This window comes from Dyadobacter sp. SG02 (genome assembly GCF_900109045.1).
Taxonomy (GTDB): Bacteria; Bacteroidota; Bacteroidia; order Cytophagales; family Spirosomataceae; genus Dyadobacter.
On the sequence record NZ_FNYL01000001.1, the window covers coordinates 237,005 to 259,375 of the forward strand.

The following is a 22,371-nucleotide window of genomic DNA, read 5'->3' on the forward strand; positions in this document are numbered from 1 at the left end:
CAGAATTGCCTGAAAAATGCTGCTTTCATACACGGTTTTGCACAAAATTTTTCATCATCATACTATTAATCAACGCGTTGACCTGTGGAAAAGTCAGAAAAACGCGCCCTGCCACACTCCTGACCCCGCCACACCCTGTGGCAACAGGCAATTGTTTGAGGGGGGCCGGTCGGCGATATATGATATCGGGGGTCAGAACTCGATCAGCGACGACTGAGGCTGGATCCCGAAGCGCCTGCGCTTGATCATACCGAACAGCAGCGTGTCAGCTGCATCGGTGTAGTGCGGGGCCTGCTGCTGGTCAGCCTTGTTGTCGCGCTCCATTCCCTTGTACTTCTCGAAGCCAGTCTTCCCGCGCGGGTCGAGCGCTGTCATTTCCATCGCAGTACGCAGTAGTTGCGTGTTCGACCTGTTGAACCTGGCCCGGTACATCTCCGAGTCACTGAATGGCCGGCCTCCCAATACGTGGGACCAGAGCTGATACCGGTTGTAGTAGCTTGGCGTTGCACCGATCGCGTACGGTGTGACATTCCATTGCTGTGCGTTGAGCGTATCAACGAACTCATCGAGCGGGTTCTTCTCACTAACAGAGTTGCGCGGGATGTGGGTGGAATCGTAGTAAACGATCACCTCGCGCCGATAGTAGTACTTATAATATTCAGCAAACTTCACAGCCAGGTGTGCTATCTTTTCAGGGTGCAGCACATCCATAGCATTAAGGAAAGACAGCGTTTTCATTGACTCCTGCCCTGCAACCAGGTTGTTAATTTTACCCCCTACATCTAGCGCTACTTCCAATGGCTGGCTTTTATCCAGGTCAAGGTCTTTGCGGCAATCGTTCAGCTGCCCCCTACCATACGCTCCTTCCGCCTGACCGTCGACAAAACTATAATCGATTGCACTGTAACAGTGGATATCGGAAAGATCCGGATAAAAACTGTGCTCTACTTTCCCTGGACGTTCATTCAATACGGACGTACGAAAGATGAAGTCGGCCAGATTGCGTTTTAGCTTCTTAATGTATTCGATCCCCAGCACGTCGATGTTGTCCAGCGTCGACGCCTCAGAGTAGAAAACAAGGGCTTTCCGGATCTTTGATAACTCCTTTTGAATGTGGGCTATCCGGTAATTTTCCTGCCTGGTGAAGTGGCCACGATGGCCTGCTCGTGCACGAATGGCGAAAAGCTCCTGCTCAGCGGCCAGGACAATTTCGTTCGCTTCCGGATCCAGCTCCTTTTCGTATTCTAGTATCCATTTTGCCGAAGCACTGGTCGGCATGTCCGTGGTAAACATGACCGAATGGTGCAAGTGACAATCACGAAAGTACCGCTCGTTACCGCGGTTGGTTGGCGCGAGCTCGCTATCGATCTTGCCTTTATTGAGCAGCTTGGATTCATCGCCCTCATACCAGTCAATACTCATACCATTTGATGATCCCGGGCGGTCCTGGGAAACCATCCGCATCACGCTCACGTCATGCCGGTTTACGCGCATGAAAATGCTGTGCTCTGCCGTCTCAGGAGACACATAAGGCATATTTAGTCCGGCATTCCTTGGCGGAAAACGCCTGACCCAAAAATCGACGTCTCGCCGCAAACCCATATCCTGCCAGCGTTTGAGTATGGGCGGCAGGGTACGGTCCAACAGCTGCATGTAGCTTTCTGCGACGTTAACGCCGGAAGATCGGGGCATCAGGGTCATGCATCGATGCGCACGATGCGCAAGGATCCCTTCGCTTTTACCAGTACCGCGACCCATCACATGGTAGCTTTCGTTTGCGTCGATCAGGTTTGCGATGATCTGCGGTTTATTCAGATACAGAGGTGGAAGGGTGTCGAGCTCGGTATCTTCGGGTATGAATCCTGTCATGGTCACTGATTACGCTGGTGGTCACGTTCGTTTCGCGGGTTATCAAGCAGGTCTTCATACGACACATCTTGTATTTCGGCCTTCGCTTTTTCCTCCTTCTTCCGCCAGAAATTTTTGATGTGCTTATCCAGGTCAGGGATTGGAAGCGCGCCAACGGTCGCAGGGTCCGAATTGATAATTACGTTCACATTGCGAGGTTCAGGAAGCTGGTTTTTCTCCTTATCCCAACCTTTCAGCTTGATCAGGATCAGTTCGCATTTTGCCGCGACATCCAGGTTTTTCCCGCCACCGACCAGCATGGCTTTATTCCGGATCCGCATGATACGCTCAGCTGAAAGAATTTTTTCAAATTCCTCATTGACCTTATCGACAGAGGCGAAAAGCCGTTTGCAATTGAAAATGTCCGTGTAGGCCTGCCGCTCGCTGATCCCGTACTCCATCCGGAGGGCGGAAACGACTTCTGCGTCCGTAGGCGGCGAAAACTCACTGATCCACTGCCGGGCAAACTTCCACCGCGCGAGCTGACGCAGCTGCGTGGACGTCAAGGTCTTTTTGGGGTTTATGTACGCCTGGTAGATGGCGTCGTAATCATCGTTGAATCGTTTGATGATCGCAGCCCGGGCTTTTGCGGAATGCCGTTTCGGCTTCTTCTTTTCTTGCTTGGCAGATTCGGTATCACCATCGTCCTGTTCATTCGCTGGCGCGCCAGAAAACGGCCAATCATCGCCAAACGGTTCAGTTCCCATCATAAAATCTATGTTTACGATCGCAAGCTTACTGAATAAAGCGGCCACCAGGTCGGACAGGCGAAAAGGCAAAAAAAATGCTGGATTTTTTGAAAATTTCCACCCAAAAGTATTGACAATATACAAATGTATATTATCTTTGTAATGTCATCACGGTGATGGCGCTCAAAGTGCAGGCAACACTCTAAAAACCGCTTCGAGAATATGTTTAAGTTAATCGCTTCACTCAAAAACGGCTTCACTTTCAATCTGAAAAGCCTTTCCAAAGTATCATCCGGAATTATCGTCGCTTACGCTGCAACCCAGAATGCATTCGGGTTTCGCGGATTCGTAAAAGCGTTTGTTCACGCGCGCTACAACGACAACATCTTCGGAGGTTGGTACAACGAAGGGAAGTTCTACTTCGATAGCTGCCGAGTTTTCACCGATCGAACCGCAGCCATCGAATTTGGCAGAGAAAACGGTCAGATTGCGATCTTCGATCTTGACAACCTCGAAGAGATCAGACTTTAAAAGGAAGGGGGCGCAAGCCCCCACCTTAAACGATTCAAAAACAAATAAAAAAATTACGACCATGATAAATTTCGGTTCATTTCCATTCACAGACTCGCAAAAAGAACTGATTAACGAGTCGATTAAAAATTACTGGCGGTTCGCCCGGGTTGAAGTCAAAGGCGAACCAGGTTTCGATGGTAACGGACAATATGCCCTACTTGTCGACGTCACGCAGAAGGAGCTGGTAAACGAAAAGATATTGACAGCTGACGAACTTGTGGACCGGGGAACGAAGATTTTCGCGGGAGCAACGCCCGAAGGCCAGCTTGTACGTATTTACGCTAACCCCTTCAAGTGATGAAAAAAGGACTCAGAAAGTTTGTAAAAATCGACGATGGTAGCGGCCGGAAGCTGCTCCTACGTACCCAGTTCCCCGCCTACATTTTTGAGATTAAGCCCGGAAAATTGGACGGATCAGAATTTCATGGAGAACATTTGGGCTACTATCGAGACCATGTAATATTGATGGTGAAGGATTTGCATCAACAGGGAGAACCAGATAATTCATATTTCAAGGAGGCCATTCGGTACTACTTCGAAGATATTTTACCCCATCAGCCTGTTGCGGAAGATGAAATTCAGCATTGGGCAGAATCGACACGCGAGGTGGATTTTAGGCAACTCTTCGAGCTACTAAATGGGGCGTTTGTTGCTGCGGACTGCTTCGGAAAAACGCGACAGTGGCTTCATCAGCGTATAAATGGATACATTGTCAACGGAAAGCCGGCCGAATTCACAGCAGAGCAAAAACGGCAGTTTGCCGACTATTTGAGGACAAAAGCTTCTGAATTGCTAGGCGCAGCTGATCAGCTTGCGGAAGGCAAAACAGAAACGAGTCGCTACATCAAAAAGCCTCAAAGTTCCGATATCGAAGATGCACTGTTTTGGTACCGTTCGAAAGTCATAAAAGAAGTCCAAAAAAGCGATGCCTGGGAACCCGAGTTAGAAAATGCCATTTTCGCGGTGCCACTCTCCGGCGCCAGGTAGGTTATTGAATGTTGTCAAAGCTCGGTTTCGAATTCTTTGATTTTGTCCTGCCACTTTTTCAGTAAGGCTTCCAGCTTCTTTTTACGCTCAGGCGAACTCGTTTCGGCGATTTTCCTGAGCGTTTTGCTTACATAGGTGCGTGCATTCAAGTATGCCTTCGGGTATTGGATGGTATCTTCTTCGATGACGATCTGCTCAGGAACCCGCCCGTACTCCTTGAAGTAATCCAGCTTCGCAAACAGGATATCAAGCTCATCGGTTATGGCAAGGATTCGCAGAGCGGCCACCTTCCGATCGGCGCGGCGCTCGGGATCTGGAAGGTCGCGTAGGTGTTGTTTTAATGCCGTACGTTCATCCATAAACCCGTGGGTAGTTTTGCGCATTTTCTTGATTTCTTCGGGCTCATCGGCCCTTCCAAGCGGCTTTGGATCCGGCACCAGGTTCGCACCGCTCAGCTCGTCGATTTTTTCTTCCAGCTGCTCGATCTTATAATGAAGGTCGGACACTTCCGAATCCAGCCCTTCGATATCGTCCTTCACCTGGTCGATATCGGGATTTTCAGGTTTCGGCGGCTGCACCTGGTCGACGTGCTCAACCACCCCATCCATAAGGCCGTTAAGCATGCGCTCGCGGTTAAAAGCGTTGGGGCCCATGCATAGCATTTTGTATATGACGTTTTCCCCGTAACGCTGTTTCCAAAGGCGCAGGCCTTCGGTATAGTCTTCCGATATCTTCCAGGCTGCCGCCTGCATGCTGTATTCTCTGTTCATACCTGACAAACAAAACATCCGGAACCTACTGGAACCGGATGTGCTTACACTCAATTAACCCACTAACCCGAAAAGGAGGCTTTACGGCTCGATTCTGATCACATGAGGATACCCCTTCGCGATCAGCCTTTCCGCCTGCTGGTCAGACAGGTCGGCCAGGTCATATTTTTCCCCGGCATAGTGTACGGGCATTGTCTCGAGCATCTGTAAGCCTACAATTTTATAGCGGGGCTCTGACGCCGGTAAATCACCAGCCGGGGGAATGTTTTTCACTTTTGCCATCTTAGGTAGCAGGGGTAAGCGTCACCGCTCCCTCGTAGATCAAACGATCATTCTGGGTAGCTGTCACTGTGAATTCATACATACCGCCTTCACCGTCGTTGGTACCGGCAACTTTCTGCCCCAGGATTGTCGCGTACTGCTTTTCAGTACCAATCTGGTCATAAGAGCCGTCTTCCATGTTGGCGTCTTCCGATAGGAAAATGAACGGGGATATCCCGTTTGCCTGGTTAAACAGGATACGGGCGTTCACGTTGTTGGATGGTACACGGAAAACCAGCGTCATCACTTTGGTGCCACTGTTTTCGCCACCCGGGGCGATCGTCAATCCGCCCGAATTTTTAACGATCTCGATCGTCTTCCATGCCTTTTGAGACTTGAAAGTATGATCTTCGGTGATCAAGGATTTCGCCGCGCCCGTAGCATTTGGCGCTGGTTTTTTAAGTGCCAGGAAGTCGCCCACATTCGCGTAATGGAATTTAAGCTTGGTACCGCCCTGGTTGGATCCGCATTGATCACCCAAAAGAATATCAACTACATCACACATAGTTTGAAAGAGGTTTAAGCCGTTACGGCTGGATTGTCACAAAATTTCTGTCGGCCGGCCGCTTCTCAGAGCGCAACCAGGACGCTGCTTCCCAAGGAGATCAGTTTGCCCGCCAGCTCCTTGTTCTTGCCGTTCTTCAAATCGTCGGCAGTGTAAGCATCGCCTCCGAACTGGAACTTCGGAACCGCCACACGGTACTTTTTTTTCTCATGCGTGATGATCACGTCGTTGGATCCGGATTGCTCTTCGGCGGCAGAAAGCGCCAGGTGCTGCTGGGCAATTACTTCAAGCGCGGCGGTGAGTTCTGCTTCTTTTGCTTTCAGATTGTCGGCCAAAGCCTCCTTTTCTTCTTCCAAAGCGTGGTAAGCGGTTGCCGCTCCGGTGAGCTGACCTTGCAGCTGCTCGATGGTATTTTTAAGTGCGCCGATTTCTTGGTCTGCGAGGGCTTGGAGCGTCGGCTGCTGCTCGGCCGGTGTTGGTTGCGTTGTATTCGCCATGTCGTTTTTTGGAATATGAAGAATGCCCACGACTGAGGGCATTCTTCACGATGATCGATTTATTGAACCGCTGATTAGGCCGCGCCGTCGTTAACGAACACGATTTCAGGGATGATGAAGCCAACACCCATCCACCAGTCGGTAAGGAGTTTGATAACACGTTCGAAGGCTTGCAGATCAAATTTCCCTTTGTTCTCGAACTTCTTCTGTAACATGATCGCATTCTCTTTCGGCGTACAGAAGAACCGGTCATTTGGCGTCCCATTCGCTTTCAGGTTGAGTGATGGGATTCCCTTAACCGTCAAATTGGTGTGCTTCACTTTAAGCGAAGTTTCTTCTGCGGCCGTTGTTGTGGTGCGATTTCCATACTTATTACCGTACCCCCGAAGGAAAGCAAGCTCCGCATTCTCGGATGTATAGACCGTCATAGGAACATTGCGATAAGCCAGATCCAGACTTTTGTGAAATTCTTCGAAGTATTCAACGACGTCGTTATCGGCAGTCGGGATAGCTCCCAGGGCGATCGGCGTGATACGGCCAGCGGTGATGTGGGTATTGAGCGTGGTCAAGATACCGTTCATCGCTGTTCCAGCAGGTCCTGGCGTGCCAGCAGTAGGCGCAACGTAAGCACCGCGACCAATTTCGTTAAGCTCGATATCCTGATTGATTTGAGGGATAACAATCTTCTCCATCAGCCAACGAACAAACGGCCACTCCGTCCGTTTAACATCGTTATCGCTCAAAAAGCCCAACCAAGTTGCCTCCAAATCGTCGGGCGTTTCGCTAACGTCCCCTTTCATGTGGAACGATTGAATTGCCACAGGCGAGAAAGTCACGGCGCCTGTCGGTGTGAAGCCTTTCTGGAAGGGTTGCACGATCCTGGTGGAAACCGCTTTGGACGCGTGCCACACCGTGTCATCGGTGAGAACGGTCGTAAAAGCTTGCCCGGTTACAAACCCACGGCGAAGCTTTTGGTGGATGTCATTCATATTTTGGCCGCGATCCTGATAATACGCGCCAAACTCGGTTACTACATCGGCTAAATTCATGGCTAATAGCTGAAAAAAGATTGAAAAATTATACTTACCCAGGGAGCTGACTATTTGCCAAAAATGGCGTCGGCTTCTTTGTTGTGTTCCAGGCCTGCAACCACTTTTTCCCAGCTTTCAGGCTCGTCAGAAGTCGAATCGTCCTTTCCCTTTTGGGCTTGTGTACCCATCGCACCAGGCTGCGCGCCAAAAGCGGTAACCTTACCTTTCAGGTCATCGCGCTCGGTTGTCAATTTTGTGACCTCCTGGGTCGCGTTATCACGTTCGGTAGTAAGGGTACCGATTTGCGTATTGGCCTGGGCGAGCTGCTGCTGCAATTGCTCGACTGTGGGCTGCGCATTTTGCTGACCGCCTTCTGCTCCCTGAGCGGATTCGGCAGTCTTCACCAGGTTGCCCAGAGAGGACAGAAACGATTTAAAATCCATTGTTATAGATGATTGTTTGGAAGTTGCTAACATATCGGCAAGCAGCGCAAGGGATTCCCCTTCGCTGATTTGCTCATCGATCAAACCGTTTGTGACGGCTTCTGACGGGAAAAACAGGCGTCCCTTCATAGGATCCTGACCTTTACCGGTAAGACGATCGCCGCGGCCGGCCTGCACGTCGGCAACGAAAAGCCCGTTGTAAGCATCAAGCTGCTTTTTTGCTAGTTCGGTGTGCTTTCCTTCGCTTTCGATTACCTGGCGGTAAGCTTCGTTTTTCTCCGTCGACGCGGTGGCGTAAACATCGTAAAAGGGCAGGCCCATGCTTTTGTAGAAGGCGTTCCAGTCGGCCATCGACTGATAGGTGCCGATACTGCCAATCTGATCATTGGGCTGAGTGGCCACAATGCGGGAACTTCCCGCGATCTGGTAGTACGCGGCGCTGGCCGCGTAACCATCGATGACGGAGAGCACCGGTTTCGAAAAATTCTTGATGGTTTCAAAAACTTCGCGGGTACCGTGCACCATGCCGCCCGGGCTGTCGACTACCAGCTTGATACCGCCAATGCGTTCGTCGCTTTCCATCGCTCTCAAATACGCCATCAACATTTTCGAGCTGTTATAGCCGTACTTGTAGATTGGGCCTACCATGTTGATTACGCCGTATGCCGAACCTTTACCGATTGTGTCGCCTTTTTCAGCCGCGGCAAAAAAACCATCCTTTTGGATCATTGTGGCGCCGCTCATTTTCGGCCATTTGCTGGTAAGGTCTTCGCCCTGGTCTGCCCTGAGCATCAGGTCGGCGTGCTGATGGAGCCAGGTAGGCTCAATAAGCCACTGCCCGGAAAGGCAGCGGCCTATCATTGTCAGTAGCGCATAGAATTGAGGATTAATGTCCGGCATCTGTCTGGATTGATTCGAGAGCACAAACATAAATTCGTGATACGCACCCCGGTAGGACAGCACTTCCGGGAAACAATAAGGCCCGGGGAGTATTCCCCAGGCCTGCTTCTAATTTCCCCCACGGGTATGGCTACTGTCAAACAAGTCTTATCCGTTATAGCGCTTTCGCGTTTGTCCGGGCTTTACAAGGGCCGTTATCCATACTTTACGGCCGACACTCCTCACGCGGCTTTATTGGGAATCTATCTATCGGTTGTTGGAAGCGACATTAATTTCATCCATTGATCAGCGCCGGCCTGGTCACAAAAGATCCTGCAAAGCTGAGTTTGTATCCCTGAGCGCCTGAAATATGTTCCGGATCAAACGACGTGGCAGTCAGTTGCACAAATTCCTCTGGAGTGCCGACAATCCGGCTTTTCCCATCATAATGCGAGACGCGAAGAACAAACCGCATTTCGCCCATGGCTTGCAGCTGGTCCGCCAGCTCCTGGCTGTCATTGACCACCAGGCAGCCCACCGAAACCTGGGTGAGCGATCCCTGGGCTGTCATTTCAGTCGGTTGGCTGTACGTCAGCGAATTGCGATACATCGCAATTTTGTACCACCGGATGATCGGCACAGGATATACGCCATTCCATGCGCTGATCTCGTGCCGCGGGATAAACTCCAAAGAATATAAACCCGTGGGTAATTCACACAATTCAGATAGGACGTCCTCCATTTTTATTAATTTTTCCGAACAGCATCGCCGGCATCAGCACCGTCAAATCTGCTCCTGGTGTAATACTTTTCTCTCGGAAGCGAAGGTAGATCTTCCGGATCCGCTCATCATTCAAATCATTGTCCCGGATATTGTAGCGGTCCCGGAAAGAGTCGATCGACACCTGGATGTAATTTAGCTCGTTATTCAGGCGGCGCGCTTCCATTTCCATGATGATTTCGGTATTAATGAATTGCATCATCATGTGATGAAACTCGATTACCCGCCTTTTGGGCATTACCAGGTTGTCCTGATAGCGGACCGGGATCAAAAATGACCACCGATCAGTAATTTTCCGATCCCTCAAATATTTTTGATCAGCCGCGTCATGGGTGATCATCGTCACCTGGACTGTTTTACGGACCAGGGCATTTATGCACCACGTGCCCAAAAAATCGCCCCTTGTTACATCATACTCGTTTGGGTAATGCTTTTCCAGATAACGCTTCACCGGGGCAGTAACCGGGATGGAATGCTTCATCCTACGGCCGACCCGCACTTGCTCACATATCATACGATCCACTGAAAGAGGTAAAAACATTTTGTCAAATCGAAAATAGTTCGATTCAGCATCAAAGGGTTGGACATTCAAAGCGCAATATCACCGTCGGGATCGGGCAAAAAATCACTGACCGGCAACGGATTAGGATGCGAATCATAGTCTGACTGGGCATGCTGCTCCCGCCATTCCAGATAAGCTTCCCAGCTTCCGTGAAGCCGGATTTCGTCTGCAATTTTCTGAATAATCGATCCCAAAAACGTCCCTGTAATTGCACTTAAATGATATACAAGTTACTAAAACAAGGCCGATTTTGAAAGAAACCGAGTGTTTATTTCTGCTGCTTTCGAATGTGTCCCAATACAAAACCCACTATTTTTTTTGTAACTTCTTATCCTTTGTATAAGCAACAGTAATTCAATAAGTTAAGCCTATTTTCTCCCGAAAAAGTTTTGTATCTGAGGATACAAATTTCTTATCAGCATAGCTCCACCGGTTTTTAGGGTCACAAACCCATTTTTGATTTTGTAACTTTTTATCCTAGCGATAAGAATTTCTTATCTTTTTTTATCATTGATTCTCAACACTTTAAAGTGTAATAAATAAGAAAGATAAGAAGTTACAAAAATTATAGAGCTTTTTGGGAAGGGGGTTTGGGGGAATTCCCCGGCCTCCCTCGAAGGCAAAAAAAAGGCGACCTGTGAGGGTCGCCTGGATAATCGGCCTTTGTATTTTTTTAAGAGTACGTTGCAGCTACGGTATCGGTTTCTTTCGTCGACTGATCGACAAGAATATTCCCTCTGGCGCTCAGCTGTAACGGACGCGGGTTCACGGGTATCTGAATATTGTTAAACCCATGGTTGATTCCGTCTGTGCTGCTTTTGTCCCGCAAGCTAAGCCTGGCCCAAAGAACACCGTCGATGCTCTCAAAGCCAATAATTTCCATTTGATCGAGTGATTTAAATGATGCTGTCTTCATTTGAAGTGATCGTTATAAGTAGTTGAACATTGCTTAATTGGCGAACGTGGGTTTCAGCTTCTAATCTTGTGCATAAGGTCCAGCATTTGCACCTCAGTTTTCGCCACGTCGACGAGCACCTTCACGCTTTCATTGATCGCCTGCGCCTGGGGGATGAATGCGGGATTGCCTTTCAGTTGTCGGATATTGTCCATGATAATATCCTTGATCTCACCGGCGCCGGCCAAAGCCTTAATCTCCACGGCTGGTATGGTGGGTGGGTCATTGTCGGCCGGCAGGAAACTTTCGATCAGCTTTAATGCATTTACCGTATCGACCTCGAAGATTTTTTTATCTGTCGCAATCAATAGCCTGTCTTCCGAAATACGGAAACTTGCCACTTTATGATGGGTAGCATTCACAAGGAAGCTATTCCCGACCATCGCTTTCGTCTTACTTTCAATCGATTGTATTGTTGCAGTTGTCATTGTCTGGCTTTTTAAGTGCTCTGTTTAATTTTAACTGTGCCCGTTTGAATTCGATCAACTCGGGATACTTCAAAAATGTCGGTATCTGATCCGTGTGGTTTTTCCCCGTCAGGGTCATGGCCACCCAACCATCTTTGTAATGCAGGGATCCGCTGTTTCGTAGGATGGTATTACATCGAGCCTTGTGCTTCTCATCATCAATAATCGCACGGATCTCGGCCGGACTCCGTAACAACCCCAGCAGCTTTCGCTTTTTATTGATCGTTCTACGCCCAAACTTCCTGATCGAATCCGGGAACATTTCATTCATCAGCTCGCCGATCTCGACGTCGCCAATGGTGCGATAATTCTCAACCAGGAAGGCAACCTGATCACCTGACCATTCGTCCGGCTTTTCGTTTCGTTGCAACCCCAGCTCATAAATTTTGTTGCGTACAACGGTCAGCGTTTTCTGCAAATGTGCGGCGATTTCACGATTTGTGAGCTTGTCGATATTCTCCCGCAAGAAGTCGATATCGGCATCGGAGAATTTCGATTTGATTCCGGAGCGCGGGGCTAGATCCTCCCGGGTTAATCCCATTTTACTGATCATCACCGATACCGCCTGCACCGGCCGGCCGATAGCCGCGGCCAATTCCCGGCTGGTTTTATCGAGATTTTCCCGAACAAATTCCTTTTCCTGCTCCGACCAAAAGCGTTTCATAGAGGTTCGATGCTGTTAAAGTCAATTATTTGTTTAGAGCTAAAATGAGCGCGTCTGCCATTCGTACCGCAGCTTCCTCCATCCCTAACCGATACGGAGATTGTGAGCTATTTGCCACAATCCCAGCCATAGCTACTGCCGCAAAGTATTCGCGCTTTGTGAGCCCTGGCTCATGCAAGAATGTTCCTCTTTCCAGCACTTCGGCAAATCCGGTGGCCGGACTATTGCCGTCAGTTTTTTTTTCTTCCATGCTCTTAATTTTGGTTTGAGTGTAAATAGGGGTTCGACTCTGTTAAAGTTTACTGTCTTGTAAGAATGAATCCGTTTTGCACGTCGGGCATCCGTAGAAGCTGTTTTCTCCTTTGCCCAGTAACTCCAATTCGATCAACCCGTCACATGGATATTCTTCGCAATCGGTTTGTGGATTCAGATCGATAAAAATTTGGTCGCATTCTCCGCATTTGCATAGCGGGGCGGCTTCTTGGCTTGGCGCTTCCATTTGAATAGGGAATGATTGAATTAGAAAATTGTCAGTTGCTGTATGTGCTTTTGGTACCTCTTGCACCCTTCGGCGAAATATCCTGGATCGTTTTCGCATCCCCAGTAGTCAAAACCCAAGTCATGCGCGGCTATTCTTGATGACTGACTCCCCATGTGCGTATCGAGAATCTTATCGACTGGCTTCGCATAGTTTCGAAGTATCCACTCGTAGAGCGCAGTCGGCTTTTGCGTAGGGTGAATTTTAACTTCTCCCCTGGAATTGTTCAGATAACCGAACCCGATCCAGTCATATTTGAATTTCCGAACTGAACTGGAAAAGGAAGTCCACGCCAACTCACAATCAGCGAAATCACTCTTATCCGTGCCTTTTTTGTCCCAAACAATGAAACACGGCGTAGGCGTAAGATGATCGATGAAGTAATTCCCGCCCCAGATGATCTGATGCTTGCTCACCCGGAATAATTCTTCAAAATAATCCTTGTCAGGTGGACGGGCATCCCATCCTTTGTTTTCATAATTCCGGGATCGCAATCCCTTCATTTTCGACTGTCCACCCTCCCTTTTCTTACCGCCATGCTCTCCGAGGCCATACGGTGGATCGACTATCGCCAAATCAAAGAACTTGTCCGGGTACCGGGCCATCATCACCATGTTATCCTCGTTCGTTACTACACTCAAAGACATAGGGGTTCGACTCGTTTAAGGTGGTTAAACTTTAAGTTTGAAAAATCTTCGGATGTCGGTTAGGCTATACTCAAAGTACCCGTGAATGGATTGATTGTTTTTATCCTGAACAGACACATAAAAAGCCCTTGACAATTGGCAGGTATCCAAAACCTCGTGCGGCGTGTTGTCAAATTTGTCGTACAGAATGATGCCTTTTTTTATGTCTGATTTCGCGATCATAATGGTTCGACTCGTTTAAGGTTTGGATTGGTTCTGCGGAATGCGCAGGCAGTGCATTCGATGCGGGAAAATGTGCCGGGCTTCTCTTTTATCCTCGAACTGGACATATTTTGCACCGAGGCCGTTGATTGCTATTACTCCCTTCTTCCAGGAAAGAATTCCCGAGTGCCAGAAGTCTTCGTATTCAACTTCCTGTCCCACCTCTAAGCTGTTATAGTTGAATGTGTTCATAATGGTTCGACTCAGTTAAGGTTATGACATGCATTCAGTTTCTAGAAAATCCAGAAAATCGTTTTCGTCCCTGGTAACAGTAACTTGGACTTGAACAGAGTCATTGGTTTCGGGCAAAAACATGTCAAATGCCGATTGCCGCATATGCAGCAATTCTGAATTTGCTGGATCCTGTATTTCTTTTAAAAGGTTGATAACTGTCTGTTTTAACAAGATTTCCTGATTCTCGCGTAGCATGAGGTTGTCGTTTAAGGTTAAAAATGGATATCGTTGTCGAACTGCTCGGACTGCTCATCAGCCGACCCACAAATCAGATAGATGATAATTGCCATAATGCAAGAAATGAGGTCTTTCAATTTCTCCATGATCGTCAATATTTTAAAATGGGTAATATTCCGGGTAATGCCTGATCCTAAGAAAAGACATTACCCGGTTTTGACTTACTAGCAGGTGGTCGCGCACGACAGGACAGCCGAACCGGTTGAGCCGTACCCTACCGTTGTTATGCTGGGGCAGCAAAATTTAATCGAACTACTACTCGTAAAGCCTGTATCAACGATGGATGCGGTATTGGCTTTGAGCAAGCCCCTGCCATACACAAATTCGAAGCCGAAATATGGGATAAATCCGTCTGCTTGAAGATGGTTTGTTTGAACATTGGAACATCCGGTTAGAGACAATTTTGCCTCGCGATAAAACCAGAGTGTTCCGCTCACCTGCAAATAACCGTTGAATACATTTTTGTATTCGCCGCTGTTTTCAATTTTCACGTTAGCGGAGTAGTGGTTGCCGTAGTTGGCGATTGTTCCACCGCTCACAAGAACATCCCCACCATTAATAGTACCCTTGTTGTCTAAGGTCACCAAACCCCATATTTCCGTTTTCTGAGAAATGTTAACCGAAGAACCAGGTAATACACGAATCATTGTAGTCCCAATATGACTGACTAACTGGTTCATGTTTACACCGTTTGCTAGTGTGACATCCGCACCGACTGCTACATCCACGATATCATAGGTCCCTGCGGCAAGCGTCACAGTTCCGGTCAGATAAGTTGTTGCGGTTGTACGATCAGCACTATACCTGGTTGTAATCGTACCTTTTCCTTGCCGCTCGACTATCTGCTGATCGGTTTCCTTACATGCAAACGAGACAAACATCAGGAGGGCAACTACGGACACTTTAAAAACACTTTTCATTGAATTGTTTGTTTATGGTTACTAATTGATTAAAAAAATTCACTGGAATTGGAGTTGACGGACCGGCGCGATCGCTACGCGGCCACCTGTTTGGTCGGGCGCCGGTCGGCAGGCTTTGTTGTAATTTCGGTGAGGCCTCCAAGGCCTTTCAGCCCATAGCTGGCGCGACAGGAAGAGCAGTTCCCAACGTCCATGGTTACGGATTTGCGAGTAGACTTTGCAATCAGTTTTACCTGACCCTGGCCACAGTGGCCACAGGTGAAAACTCTGGTTAGAGTTGCCATTCTGAGTGATTGTTTAAGTGAAGAAATGTTATAAATCGTCGGATTTATGGCCGCTAAATCCATCTGCTATTGCTGCGATCGACAGGTAACCAAAAAATAGTGTCACAAGGACGATGAATGGATTTTCGCTTAGCCAGAGCAGGAAAAACTGGAAATCAGATTGTGTATTCATGTCGGTCAATGCTTGAAAGTTTGGCTGTATTCAGTTGGGCATTCGCCGATGTACTTCATGCGGCCGGCACGAATCAGATTTGCCATTTTATCGTAAGGCCGGCGGACAAAAGTGATCGGATTCAGGATGAAGAATTCGACTTCTGACCATTTGAAGGTTGGCCCCCACCCCTCGAAGCCCTTGTCGATGATCAGCAGCGTACGGCCCTTTTCATCCTCCCAAAGCGTCTTTTTTCGTAAAAGGTGTACGTCGGAGGTATCTACATTTTTCATTGTCAGCTATCATAGTTATCGTCCAGAATGCGGGAAATCATCTTGTCTACTTCCGCCTCGCAGGCCTTCGCGCTGCGTAGCACCTTTTCCTTTTCGGCTTTGTCGTCGCGCTTCGTCCGGAAGTACCTGGATTGGAGGTTTCGCATTGTCCTGACCTTCGTGGCCAGGGATTTGAGGGTTTCGTCTGTGCTCATTCGACCTTCCTGATTAAGTCCTTACTGTGATCTACTGTTTCCGACCAGAACTTTCCGGTCACCATCCAGCTGTCTTGCCCGGACACGAAGGGGAAATCCCCATTCGTGTCGGTAACGGTCGGTATTACTACCTGCTTGCCATTTCGCATCAACCAGGTATCCCCTGGCTTGACGTCGAGTTTTCGAAGACTATCCATCGCGCATCATCATTAACGGTTATCTATGTACGTAAAATCAAAAGTCCATCTCTGCGTCAGGGGGGCGGGGGGAAAAGTCTATCCCTGGATTTGGATCCGGATACTTCACTTCACTGTCAGAAGCCAGCGGCGCCGAAGTTTTTGTCCGGAAATAAATGGCTTCCTCCTTCTTCCCGAAAAACTCCCTGATGATCCGGTCCTGGCTGTTGCGCAGCTCCTGCGGGTTGTAGTCGTAGCCGTGATAGGCGGCGTACTTCTTGCAATACTCCGTGAACTTCTGCGTGCTCAGGTCTCGGATCCGCTCGTTGTTCATGTAATCCTCCTTGGCTTCACGCTTACAAACCGGATTGTCGAGCCTGTTGCTTTCAATGCCGAAATAAGTTTCCGCCCACTCAAAGAACCTTCCGCCCATCGAGCTGAGCAGGTTCCGCTTCTGGATGTTGTTCATCGGCGGCTTAACCTTTTCCGGGCAGCTCAGGTAAAAATTCAGGCACTGCGCCAGGAAATTGAACATCCTATTCCAGTCGTCGGTGGTGAAGTCGTAAAACATCCTGCGTCCTTCGAAGTCATCAGTCGGCTGGCGGGTTTCCTTGTAAGACCCGTTGTTCTCATGGTAATAGTCTGAGAAGCTGGTCACCAGTTTTCGGCGCTGCGTTGATTCCGAGAAATCGCGGTCACCAAAGTTGCTATCAAACCAGAACTTCGGGCTTTCATCGAAGGTGATACTGTACGACTGGGTTTGCTTCGGGTTCGGGTTCATATCGCCGGTGATATCGCTGAAAAAGAATCCGAAGTCCAAGAACTCGTAACAGTCGTCGACGATGATCAGATCCGTATGCCGGGTAACCTTGTCGTAGATGTGCGGGTTTTTCGTCAGCAGCGGGTTCCGGCCGGAGAACGAAACATTGTACCGCCAGATCCATTTCAAGACTTTACCGGTAAGGGATTTGCCGGATCCCCCATTTGATTTCGCATCGTCCCCCATCGCTTCGGAAAGCTTGTTGTCCATCGCCCACACACACCAGGCGCGCGAGGGATCCTTGTACCGATGAAGCATATAACCGATCGTGTATATCCGGTTCACCAGGTGCTGCATCTGCTCGCCCTTTTCGACCTCGGTAAGTAGCTGGCCAGCGATTGAAAACCTGTTATCCTGGATGTACTGATCTTGCTCTTCCAGGCTACGCTGCTTGAAAAACAGTTCCGCTTCCGCGTCGGTCAATCCATGCGCCTCACAATACTCTTCGCGCTTTTTTGCGCTGTCGTGGGTCAGCCAAAGCGTTTGCCGCTCTTCAAGCTCCTTGCGCCAGTGGACCCTGGCGGTGTTGATCAAGAACCGGAAAAACATGCATTCATTATTCAGAATGTCGATGTGATAGCCGGTGTCCTTCCGCTCGATCCGGAACATATTGTCCAGCTTCTTAACCCTGGGAATGCTCTTGTCTTTCACCGGGAAGGTGATCATTTTATCTTCCCACACGTATTTGTCCGATTGAAAACCCTTCGTCTCTTCGATGCCCTTCCCTGTGATCTTCCAGGTACAGTTCGGAAAGAACATATACTGGTAGTCAGGTCCGAACGATTTGAAATCCAGGTCTAACAACGGAAGGTTAGCCAGGTTGGAAATGCTCAACTGATTGGTGCTGAACATCGAGTTCAAAAGATCCTGGGTCACCATTTCATCGTAAAGCCAGCGATCGTTCAGGAAGCTGTGCAGGTACCCCTTGATTTCCTGCGCCTCGATTTTGCACACCTTGTTGCCCACCACACGCACATAAAAGAAACCTTCCTTGTCGCGCTCGGACTTGAAACGGGCAAATCCGGATTTGGCCAGGAAATTATAGGCCTGCACGTGGTTGAATTTGTACTGCACCAGTGGCCGGCCGAACTTCATTTTCTTGTTCCCTTCGTCGTCGTACTGGTATTCCTGGTCCCAAAATCGGTAGGGTAACGCCGTTTTGATCAGCTGATCAAAGTCCCGCTTATTGTGGGTACGCAGGTAGTCGCGCAGATCCTTTGACGTCGCCTTGCCCTCGCTGTCGACACGCAAAATCTTTTCCGGAAGCCAGATCGTGAACAGGTTCAAAAACTTCTCCGCTAGCGCATGCCCGGTAGCCTTGCCGGTTTTGTCGATATCGGGTAGGTTGTAAACCTTGTACGAGATTTTATAGATCGCGGCGATATCATCATGCGACAGGCTCTCCGCCTCCGAATTCATCCAGATCACCCGGTAACCAAGGCAGGCCACGTTCAAAGCATCAGACCCGCCAGAACAGGCGATGATCTCTGGCAATTTTACGTCCTGGCGCTCGACTTCCTTTGCGACTTCTTCGGGTGACGGTGCAAATTCAGCGTCGGCTGCTTTTTTATTGAGCTCTTCCTTTTTGCGCTCTGTAATAAAATCCTGGTGCTGTTTGAGGCCGTGGACGTAATGGTTAGGTTTTTTGCCGATATACCGGAAACGTTTGTCGTGGGCTGCCTTCGGCCGGTAAATCTTTCCGAAATCTCCTTCGTCGAAATAAAAAATCGGGTATTCATCAGTACTGTAAGTAGTCAGGTGCTTGCCCTGGTAAATGTTCGTGTAGTACTCCAAACTCTTTACGTGATACAGCGCGAACAGCTGCTGCGCCCGTTCCTTTCTGTTGTCGTCGTTATTGCCCAGGGCAAACCATGCATTGTCAGTCAAGATCGTCCGGATCTCGGAAACCGTCAGCTCCTTAGGCACCCAGTTGCTGGCCCCCTCCTGCTCTTCTGGAAGCATCGGGCGCTCTTCGTAGCGGGGCTTAGGCTGATAGCTTTGGTTTTCATCCTGATAGTTGTAAAACGCACACACTTCCCGAAGCGCCTGGCCGTAGTCCTGGCCAGTCTCGAGCATACAAACCATAATGGCATTGCGCCACTTCGTGTCTAGGCCAAAATCGGTAACTCCCCACTCGCCGTTAATGCGCTTCAAACTCGCACTGGCGGTTTTTTCTTCACGTGTTTTGAATTTGCGAGTGAGATTCTGAAAGCTCTGTCGAGCATCCGGATAATGACTGAGGATATACCGCTCCCCGCCATCTTCCGCAAATAATTTTTCAATATCTATTCTGGCCATTACTGATAGGATTGTCCGCCTGACCATCCGCTCTCTTTGCCGGCAAGCGCCGGCGAGAGAGGCACGTAAACCCTCCTATTAATAAAGAAAGCGGATGGTGTCGACGGAACTGAGGTTACTTTACTGAGGAAAAAAGCAGATAAGTTTCGGTGGCCAGGATGTATGTTTCGACGCCATTCTGATCGGCTATGCCATACTCCCGCTCGAACGCCTGCATGTTGGTCGAAAGAATGGTACAGTAGTGATCATTATAGTCCCGGAACAACTTGCATTCTTCGGCGGTGACTTTTATCAGAGCAAACTGGTGCTTCTGAGTTCTGTCCTTAGCCAACTGCAATTTCCCGTTGAGCGACTTATGGGCCTGCGATTTATAGCGAATGAAAGCAGCATTTGTCTGAATGATAGCATGAACCATCCGCACGTGCGCAAAAGGTAGTTTTACTGTTTTGAGCTGGGTTTGATTAAAAATGTTCATCGGAGAGGTCGGTTTACAATACAGAATGCCAGAGATCTTTATCGATCACCTGGCCGCATTTGGCACAGGTATGTAAAAATGTTGGTTCCGGCCGGGTTTCGACGATCGCCGCCGGCTGGATCAATCCGCAGGCCGGGCACTTGATGGTGTCGGCAGTTTTCGGCAGCTGCTCGAAGTCCGGCACCACCGCGGTGGGCTTAACTTCGGCAATCGGTTTGTTGAGAAATTTCACGCTAGTTGCCATGGTGTCGTTTGCGTTTTTTGAAGTCGTAGAAAAGCCAGATTACAAAGACGAGTTCGAACAGATATCCGAGTATCCGGATGCGCTCAGCGATGTTCATGACTACTCCGGCTTATCGTGTAGCAGAGCAGGCAAGCAAATGCGAAGATGGCGATGCCAACGGCGGTAGCGCCCGGGTTACGGACAGCGTTTTCGATAGAGCTGGGAGTCAGAAACATTGTTATCATGGCGATGTAGGTAGTTTTGCCGAGAATAAGAGACAGATAAGGGCCAGCAGCACGCCGACCAGAAACAGGATTTGAGCAATCCAAACCAGGCGGTCGATCCACTTCATCCCAATGCGAGGTTTACGGCGTTAGCTGCTTTACTTAACAGTTCCGGACTAGCATGCGAGGCTTCCGCCATCCAGAAATCTTGCACTTGGTTCACCATGCTTTCAATTTTTTCCACGGCCAAATCCTCTGGCAGAAGCAGTATGTCGTGTTCCAGCGTCATTAACAAATCGCCATATCCGCCAAAAAATGCACGCTTCGTTTCTCGAAGTTGATCCGCCGGCATGCTGGCCGCGACGAGGCCTACTCGTTGGAGATAGCTTTCAAATGACAGCTCGACGCTGAATGGGTTAGTTACTTCTGCTTGGGAGGTTGCTTGCTGTTCCATAAATTGCAGGATATGAAAGATGATTTTTACGATATGGTATTGTTTGTCGACCAATTCAGCGGTGAAGACTCAGGCTGGACTACGGATCTCATGAAGATTGAAGAAAACCTATTGTCCATACACTTGGACCCCGAGGACATTCTTGAAACCGCAAAACTTGAACCTGATTTTCAAAGAGTTTTTGGAGCCGGCAGGTACATTGTTATTTGCAAGATCGATCATGCCGGAAAGTCTGCACGGATGGATATCTATAATCACGAAATCAATTTAGAGGACCACGCCGATGAGTTATTGGATAAATTCGATGCTCCAACCCTACATCAATTTTCCGAGTGGCAATCCTTCCTACGTGCACAGCCGGAAATCGATCTAACCGGCTACGTATTATCCGATGACTTTTTGAGCGACTCTTGAAGTAGCGAGAAATCAAAATAATCTTCGCTACTGGATATAATCGTCGATACTCCCTGTCTCCTGAATACGAGATACAGCCCTGTATGCGCATCCAGTTGCTCCAAAAGGCTCAAATTCTTAGCTTCACGATCGCCCTCCGATAGAGTTTGCAATTTCTCCATCGCTCCATGCATTTTAAGTGCCCCCCACATGAATGCCTTTCTTAACGGCATTATATCCGACTCAGGCGTCTGGTCTGGATGAATGCCCAATCCCACTAGAAAGTGCCGAAAACTCATATTGAGATCGTAGGAATCATAGATAGGCCCGCTTCCCCAAAAATTTTCAGTCTGTTCGTTGTTCATACCGCTTCTGCTTTTAGTTGTGGATGATTGAATAAATGCGCCGTCTCTGGCAACTCCTTCACAATGATATCCCTGACGAACGCTGGTACCTTATAACCTTCTGCGTTCGCTAGAAGCCCCTTCCATTGGCCCTCAGTAAAACCGACCGCTTTCAGTTCGGCCTTAATCTTCCGCCGGCGCCAGTCTTCGATTTCGCTCAGCGCTGTACCTACTGGTGGGCGTTTTTTTGTTTTGTCAATATTCATACAGCTTTTCGTGGATTAATTACTGTTACTGGTAATTGTTAACCATTCAAAGGTATGAACACAATTAATTAATTGTCAATAGTTTCTATGAATATATTTTGACTATCGTAGTATACATTTGATTTTCAATCAATTATATATCTAAAAATTATTCCTACAAAGTGCTCGTGCAGCATTTTAAATCTATCAATGGTCTAAAATCGCCGTGAACGGTTTTGTAATTGCTATATAATCGCTAATATTTGCAGCTACATAGCAATAGACAGTCAATAAATAAACCGATCTTTCATATGAGCACTAAAAAGCTTCCGATAGGAATGGCGATCAAAGCCATTATACAAGAGAAGAACTTGCGGCCACAAGATATTGCGGCCAAGCTGAGAATCTCCCGCCAAAACATCTATCTGATATACTCACGGCAGGAGATGTCGTCGACCGAACAAAAGAAATGGGCGGCAGCTCTTGAGGTGTCGCTACAAGAATTGGCTAATAAGCGAGAAATTTCATCGGATGACCAACCGGTTCAAAATGCTAACTATCTGATGGAACAGCTAGCCAACATCGAAATGCAGTTCAGAGAATTCCGCGAGCAATTGCAGGTGAAGGATAATCAGATTGCGAGTCTGCAGCGGATGCTTGAAATGACCTTGGGAAAGTCTGAGGACGTGATCATTTTCAAGACCACCCCGGTATTACCTATCTATCCAGGCTTGGGCGCACTGGAAGCATAACGGTTACGGGGCCGATTACGTCCCTGTTATGATGATTCATAACCAGGTCAAAGCGAAGTTGTTATGCGGAAGAGTTCCGAACCCTCTCTCTCTGCAGAAAGTTACATACAAACTTCGAAAGACCTTATTTTGAAGCATCCAGCAGCTACGCCGATCCGGTGTAGCTGTTTTGTTTT

General features: G+C 48.5%; 33 protein-coding genes. 5 read left to right on the plus strand and 28 right to left on the minus strand.

What is annotated here, in order from left to right:
- Positions 1 to 192: 192 nt before the first annotated feature.
- Complete coding sequence (locus BMW93_RS00970; RefSeq protein WP_143061557.1) at positions 193 to 1,692, minus strand: hypothetical protein; 1,500 nt, start codon at positions 1,690 to 1,692, stop codon at positions 193 to 195.
- A 179-nt stretch (positions 1,693 to 1,871) separates the two neighbouring features.
- Positions 1,872 to 2,618, minus strand: coding sequence for a hypothetical protein (locus BMW93_RS00975; RefSeq protein ID WP_143061558.1), 747 nt, complete (start codon positions 2,616 to 2,618; stop codon positions 1,872 to 1,874).
- A gap of 201 nt (positions 2,619 to 2,819) precedes the next feature.
- Here BMW93_RS00975 and BMW93_RS00980 point away from each other — a divergent pair, with 201 nt between their 5' ends.
- From BMW93_RS00980 to BMW93_RS00990, 3 genes are all read left to right on the plus strand, one after another.
- Positions 2,820 to 3,128, plus strand: coding sequence for a hypothetical protein (locus BMW93_RS00980; RefSeq protein ID WP_090373329.1), 309 nt, complete (start codon positions 2,820 to 2,822; stop codon positions 3,126 to 3,128).
- 61 nt (positions 3,129 to 3,189) lie between these two features.
- On the plus strand, positions 3,190 to 3,468 hold the full coding sequence (locus BMW93_RS00985; protein ID WP_090373330.1) for a hypothetical protein: 279 nt from the start codon (positions 3,190 to 3,192) through the stop codon (positions 3,466 to 3,468).
- Entirely contained in the window at positions 3,468 to 4,157 is a 690-nt protein-coding gene (locus BMW93_RS00990) for a DUF5053 domain-containing protein (protein WP_090373331.1), read from the plus strand. The genes BMW93_RS00985 and BMW93_RS00990 overlap by 1 nt, the downstream gene beginning before the upstream one ends.
- A 14-nt stretch (positions 4,158 to 4,171) precedes the next feature.
- On the opposite strand, the gene BMW93_RS00995 is transcribed toward BMW93_RS00990, so the two are convergent.
- The 24 genes from BMW93_RS00995 to BMW93_RS01110 form a co-directional block, all read right to left on the minus strand.
- Positions 4,172 to 4,927 carry a hypothetical protein gene (locus tag BMW93_RS00995; RefSeq protein WP_143061559.1) on the minus strand — a complete coding sequence of 252 codons (756 nt, stop codon included), beginning with the start codon at positions 4,925 to 4,927 and terminating at the stop codon, positions 4,172 to 4,174.
- A gap of 81 nt (positions 4,928 to 5,008) precedes the next feature.
- Positions 5,009 to 5,131, minus strand: a complete 123-nt coding sequence (locus BMW93_RS36035) for a hypothetical protein (RefSeq protein ID WP_255372337.1) — start codon at positions 5,129 to 5,131, stop codon at positions 5,009 to 5,011.
- Between the two features lie 79 nt (positions 5,132 to 5,210).
- Entirely contained in the window at positions 5,211 to 5,753 is a 543-nt protein-coding gene (locus BMW93_RS01005; protein WP_090373334.1) for a hypothetical protein, read from the minus strand.
- 65 nt (positions 5,754 to 5,818) lie between these two features.
- Entirely contained in the window at positions 5,819 to 6,292 is a 474-nt protein-coding gene (locus tag BMW93_RS01010; protein WP_143061560.1) for a hypothetical protein, read from the minus strand.
- Positions 6,293 to 6,324: 32 nt separating this feature from the next.
- Entirely contained in the window at positions 6,325 to 7,299 is a 975-nt protein-coding gene (locus BMW93_RS01015) for a hypothetical protein (protein ID WP_090373336.1), read from the minus strand.
- 50 nt (positions 7,300 to 7,349) lie between these two features.
- Entirely contained in the window at positions 7,350 to 8,624 is a 1,275-nt protein-coding gene (locus tag BMW93_RS01020; protein ID WP_177193974.1) for a S49 family peptidase, read from the minus strand.
- Between the two features lie 274 nt (positions 8,625 to 8,898).
- The gene (locus BMW93_RS01025) at positions 8,899 to 9,345 is read right to left on the minus strand and encodes a hypothetical protein (RefSeq protein ID WP_143061561.1); all 447 of its coding nucleotides are present in this window, start codon (positions 9,343 to 9,345) and stop codon (positions 8,899 to 8,901) included.
- Positions 9,326 to 9,925, minus strand: a complete 600-nt coding sequence (locus BMW93_RS01030) for a hypothetical protein (RefSeq protein WP_143061562.1) — start codon at positions 9,923 to 9,925, stop codon at positions 9,326 to 9,328. Before BMW93_RS01030 ends, BMW93_RS01025 begins: the two co-directional genes overlap by 20 nt.
- A 47-nt stretch (positions 9,926 to 9,972) precedes the next feature.
- On the minus strand, positions 9,973 to 10,140 hold the full coding sequence (locus BMW93_RS35340) for a hypothetical protein (RefSeq protein ID WP_177193975.1): 168 nt from the start codon (positions 10,138 to 10,140) through the stop codon (positions 9,973 to 9,975).
- A gap of 479 nt (positions 10,141 to 10,619) precedes the next feature.
- Positions 10,620 to 10,862: a hypothetical protein gene (locus BMW93_RS01035; protein WP_143061563.1), complete on the minus strand. Its 243-nt coding sequence runs from the start codon at positions 10,860 to 10,862 to the stop codon at positions 10,620 to 10,622.
- Between the two features lie 53 nt (positions 10,863 to 10,915).
- On the minus strand, positions 10,916 to 11,329 hold the full coding sequence (locus tag BMW93_RS01040) for a hypothetical protein (protein ID WP_143061564.1): 414 nt from the start codon (positions 11,327 to 11,329) through the stop codon (positions 10,916 to 10,918).
- Positions 11,301 to 12,032: a hypothetical protein gene (locus BMW93_RS01045; RefSeq protein ID WP_090373342.1), complete on the minus strand. Its 732-nt coding sequence runs from the start codon at positions 12,030 to 12,032 to the stop codon at positions 11,301 to 11,303. Before BMW93_RS01045 ends, BMW93_RS01040 begins: the two co-directional genes overlap by 29 nt.
- Positions 12,033 to 12,057: 25 nt before the next feature.
- Positions 12,058 to 12,282: a hypothetical protein gene (locus tag BMW93_RS01050; RefSeq protein WP_090373343.1), complete on the minus strand. Its 225-nt coding sequence runs from the start codon at positions 12,280 to 12,282 to the stop codon at positions 12,058 to 12,060.
- Positions 12,283 to 12,551: 269 nt separating this feature from the next.
- Positions 12,552 to 13,217, minus strand: coding sequence for a DNA methyltransferase (locus BMW93_RS01055; protein WP_090373344.1), 666 nt, complete (start codon positions 13,215 to 13,217; stop codon positions 12,552 to 12,554).
- A 237-nt stretch (positions 13,218 to 13,454) separates the two neighbouring features.
- On the minus strand, positions 13,455 to 13,670 hold the full coding sequence (locus tag BMW93_RS01065; protein ID WP_090373346.1) for a hypothetical protein: 216 nt from the start codon (positions 13,668 to 13,670) through the stop codon (positions 13,455 to 13,457).
- A gap of 443 nt (positions 13,671 to 14,113) precedes the next feature.
- On the minus strand, positions 14,114 to 14,869 hold the full coding sequence (locus BMW93_RS01075) for a hypothetical protein (protein ID WP_143061565.1): 756 nt from the start codon (positions 14,867 to 14,869) through the stop codon (positions 14,114 to 14,116).
- Positions 14,870 to 15,181: 312 nt separating this feature from the next.
- A complete protein-coding gene (locus BMW93_RS35345; protein ID WP_177193976.1) occupies positions 15,182 to 15,325 on the minus strand; it encodes a hypothetical protein in 144 nt (47 codons plus the stop codon).
- A gap of 5 nt (positions 15,326 to 15,330) precedes the next feature.
- Positions 15,331 to 15,597 carry a hypothetical protein gene (locus BMW93_RS01080; RefSeq protein ID WP_090373349.1) on the minus strand — a complete coding sequence of 89 codons (267 nt, stop codon included), beginning with the start codon at positions 15,595 to 15,597 and terminating at the stop codon, positions 15,331 to 15,333.
- A gap of 2 nt (positions 15,598 to 15,599) precedes the next feature.
- On the minus strand, positions 15,600 to 15,791 hold the full coding sequence (locus BMW93_RS01085) for a hypothetical protein (protein ID WP_090373350.1): 192 nt from the start codon (positions 15,789 to 15,791) through the stop codon (positions 15,600 to 15,602).
- Complete coding sequence (locus BMW93_RS35060) at positions 15,788 to 15,988, minus strand: hypothetical protein (RefSeq protein WP_143061566.1); 201 nt, start codon at positions 15,986 to 15,988, stop codon at positions 15,788 to 15,790. Before BMW93_RS35060 ends, BMW93_RS01085 begins: the two co-directional genes overlap by 4 nt.
- 37 nt (positions 15,989 to 16,025) lie before the next feature.
- Positions 16,026 to 19,085, minus strand: coding sequence for a hypothetical protein (locus BMW93_RS01090; RefSeq protein WP_090373351.1), 3,060 nt, complete (start codon positions 19,083 to 19,085; stop codon positions 16,026 to 16,028).
- Positions 19,086 to 19,200: 115 nt separating this feature from the next.
- A complete protein-coding gene (locus tag BMW93_RS01095; protein WP_090373352.1) occupies positions 19,201 to 19,560 on the minus strand; it encodes a hypothetical protein in 360 nt (119 codons plus the stop codon).
- Positions 19,561 to 19,573: 13 nt separating this feature from the next.
- A complete protein-coding gene (locus tag BMW93_RS01100; protein ID WP_090373353.1) occupies positions 19,574 to 19,804 on the minus strand; it encodes a hypothetical protein in 231 nt (76 codons plus the stop codon).
- A 327-nt stretch (positions 19,805 to 20,131) separates the two neighbouring features.
- On the minus strand, positions 20,132 to 20,461 hold the full coding sequence (locus BMW93_RS01110) for a hypothetical protein (protein WP_090373355.1): 330 nt from the start codon (positions 20,459 to 20,461) through the stop codon (positions 20,132 to 20,134).
- 12 nt (positions 20,462 to 20,473) lie between these two features.
- On the opposite strand from BMW93_RS01110, the gene BMW93_RS01115 reads away from it, so the two are divergent.
- Positions 20,474 to 20,875, plus strand: a complete 402-nt coding sequence (locus BMW93_RS01115) for a hypothetical protein (protein WP_090373356.1) — start codon at positions 20,474 to 20,476, stop codon at positions 20,873 to 20,875.
- Here BMW93_RS01115 and BMW93_RS01120 read toward each other — a convergent pair.
- Positions 20,839 to 21,219 (minus strand): hypothetical protein, encoded by a 381-nt coding sequence (locus tag BMW93_RS01120; RefSeq protein ID WP_090373357.1) that lies wholly within the window; start codon positions 21,217 to 21,219, stop codon positions 20,839 to 20,841. The two genes, BMW93_RS01115 and BMW93_RS01120, sit on opposite strands and share 37 nt — an antisense overlap.
- Positions 21,216 to 21,464: a hypothetical protein gene (locus BMW93_RS01125; protein ID WP_090373358.1), complete on the minus strand. Its 249-nt coding sequence runs from the start codon at positions 21,462 to 21,464 to the stop codon at positions 21,216 to 21,218. The genes BMW93_RS01120 and BMW93_RS01125 overlap by 4 nt, the downstream gene beginning before the upstream one ends.
- Positions 21,465 to 21,754: 290 nt before the next feature.
- Between BMW93_RS01125 and BMW93_RS01130 the strand changes: the two genes are divergently transcribed.
- Positions 21,755 to 22,195: a helix-turn-helix domain-containing protein gene (locus BMW93_RS01130; RefSeq protein ID WP_143061567.1), complete on the plus strand. Its 441-nt coding sequence runs from the start codon at positions 21,755 to 21,757 to the stop codon at positions 22,193 to 22,195.
- Positions 22,196 to 22,371 lie beyond the last annotated feature (176 nt).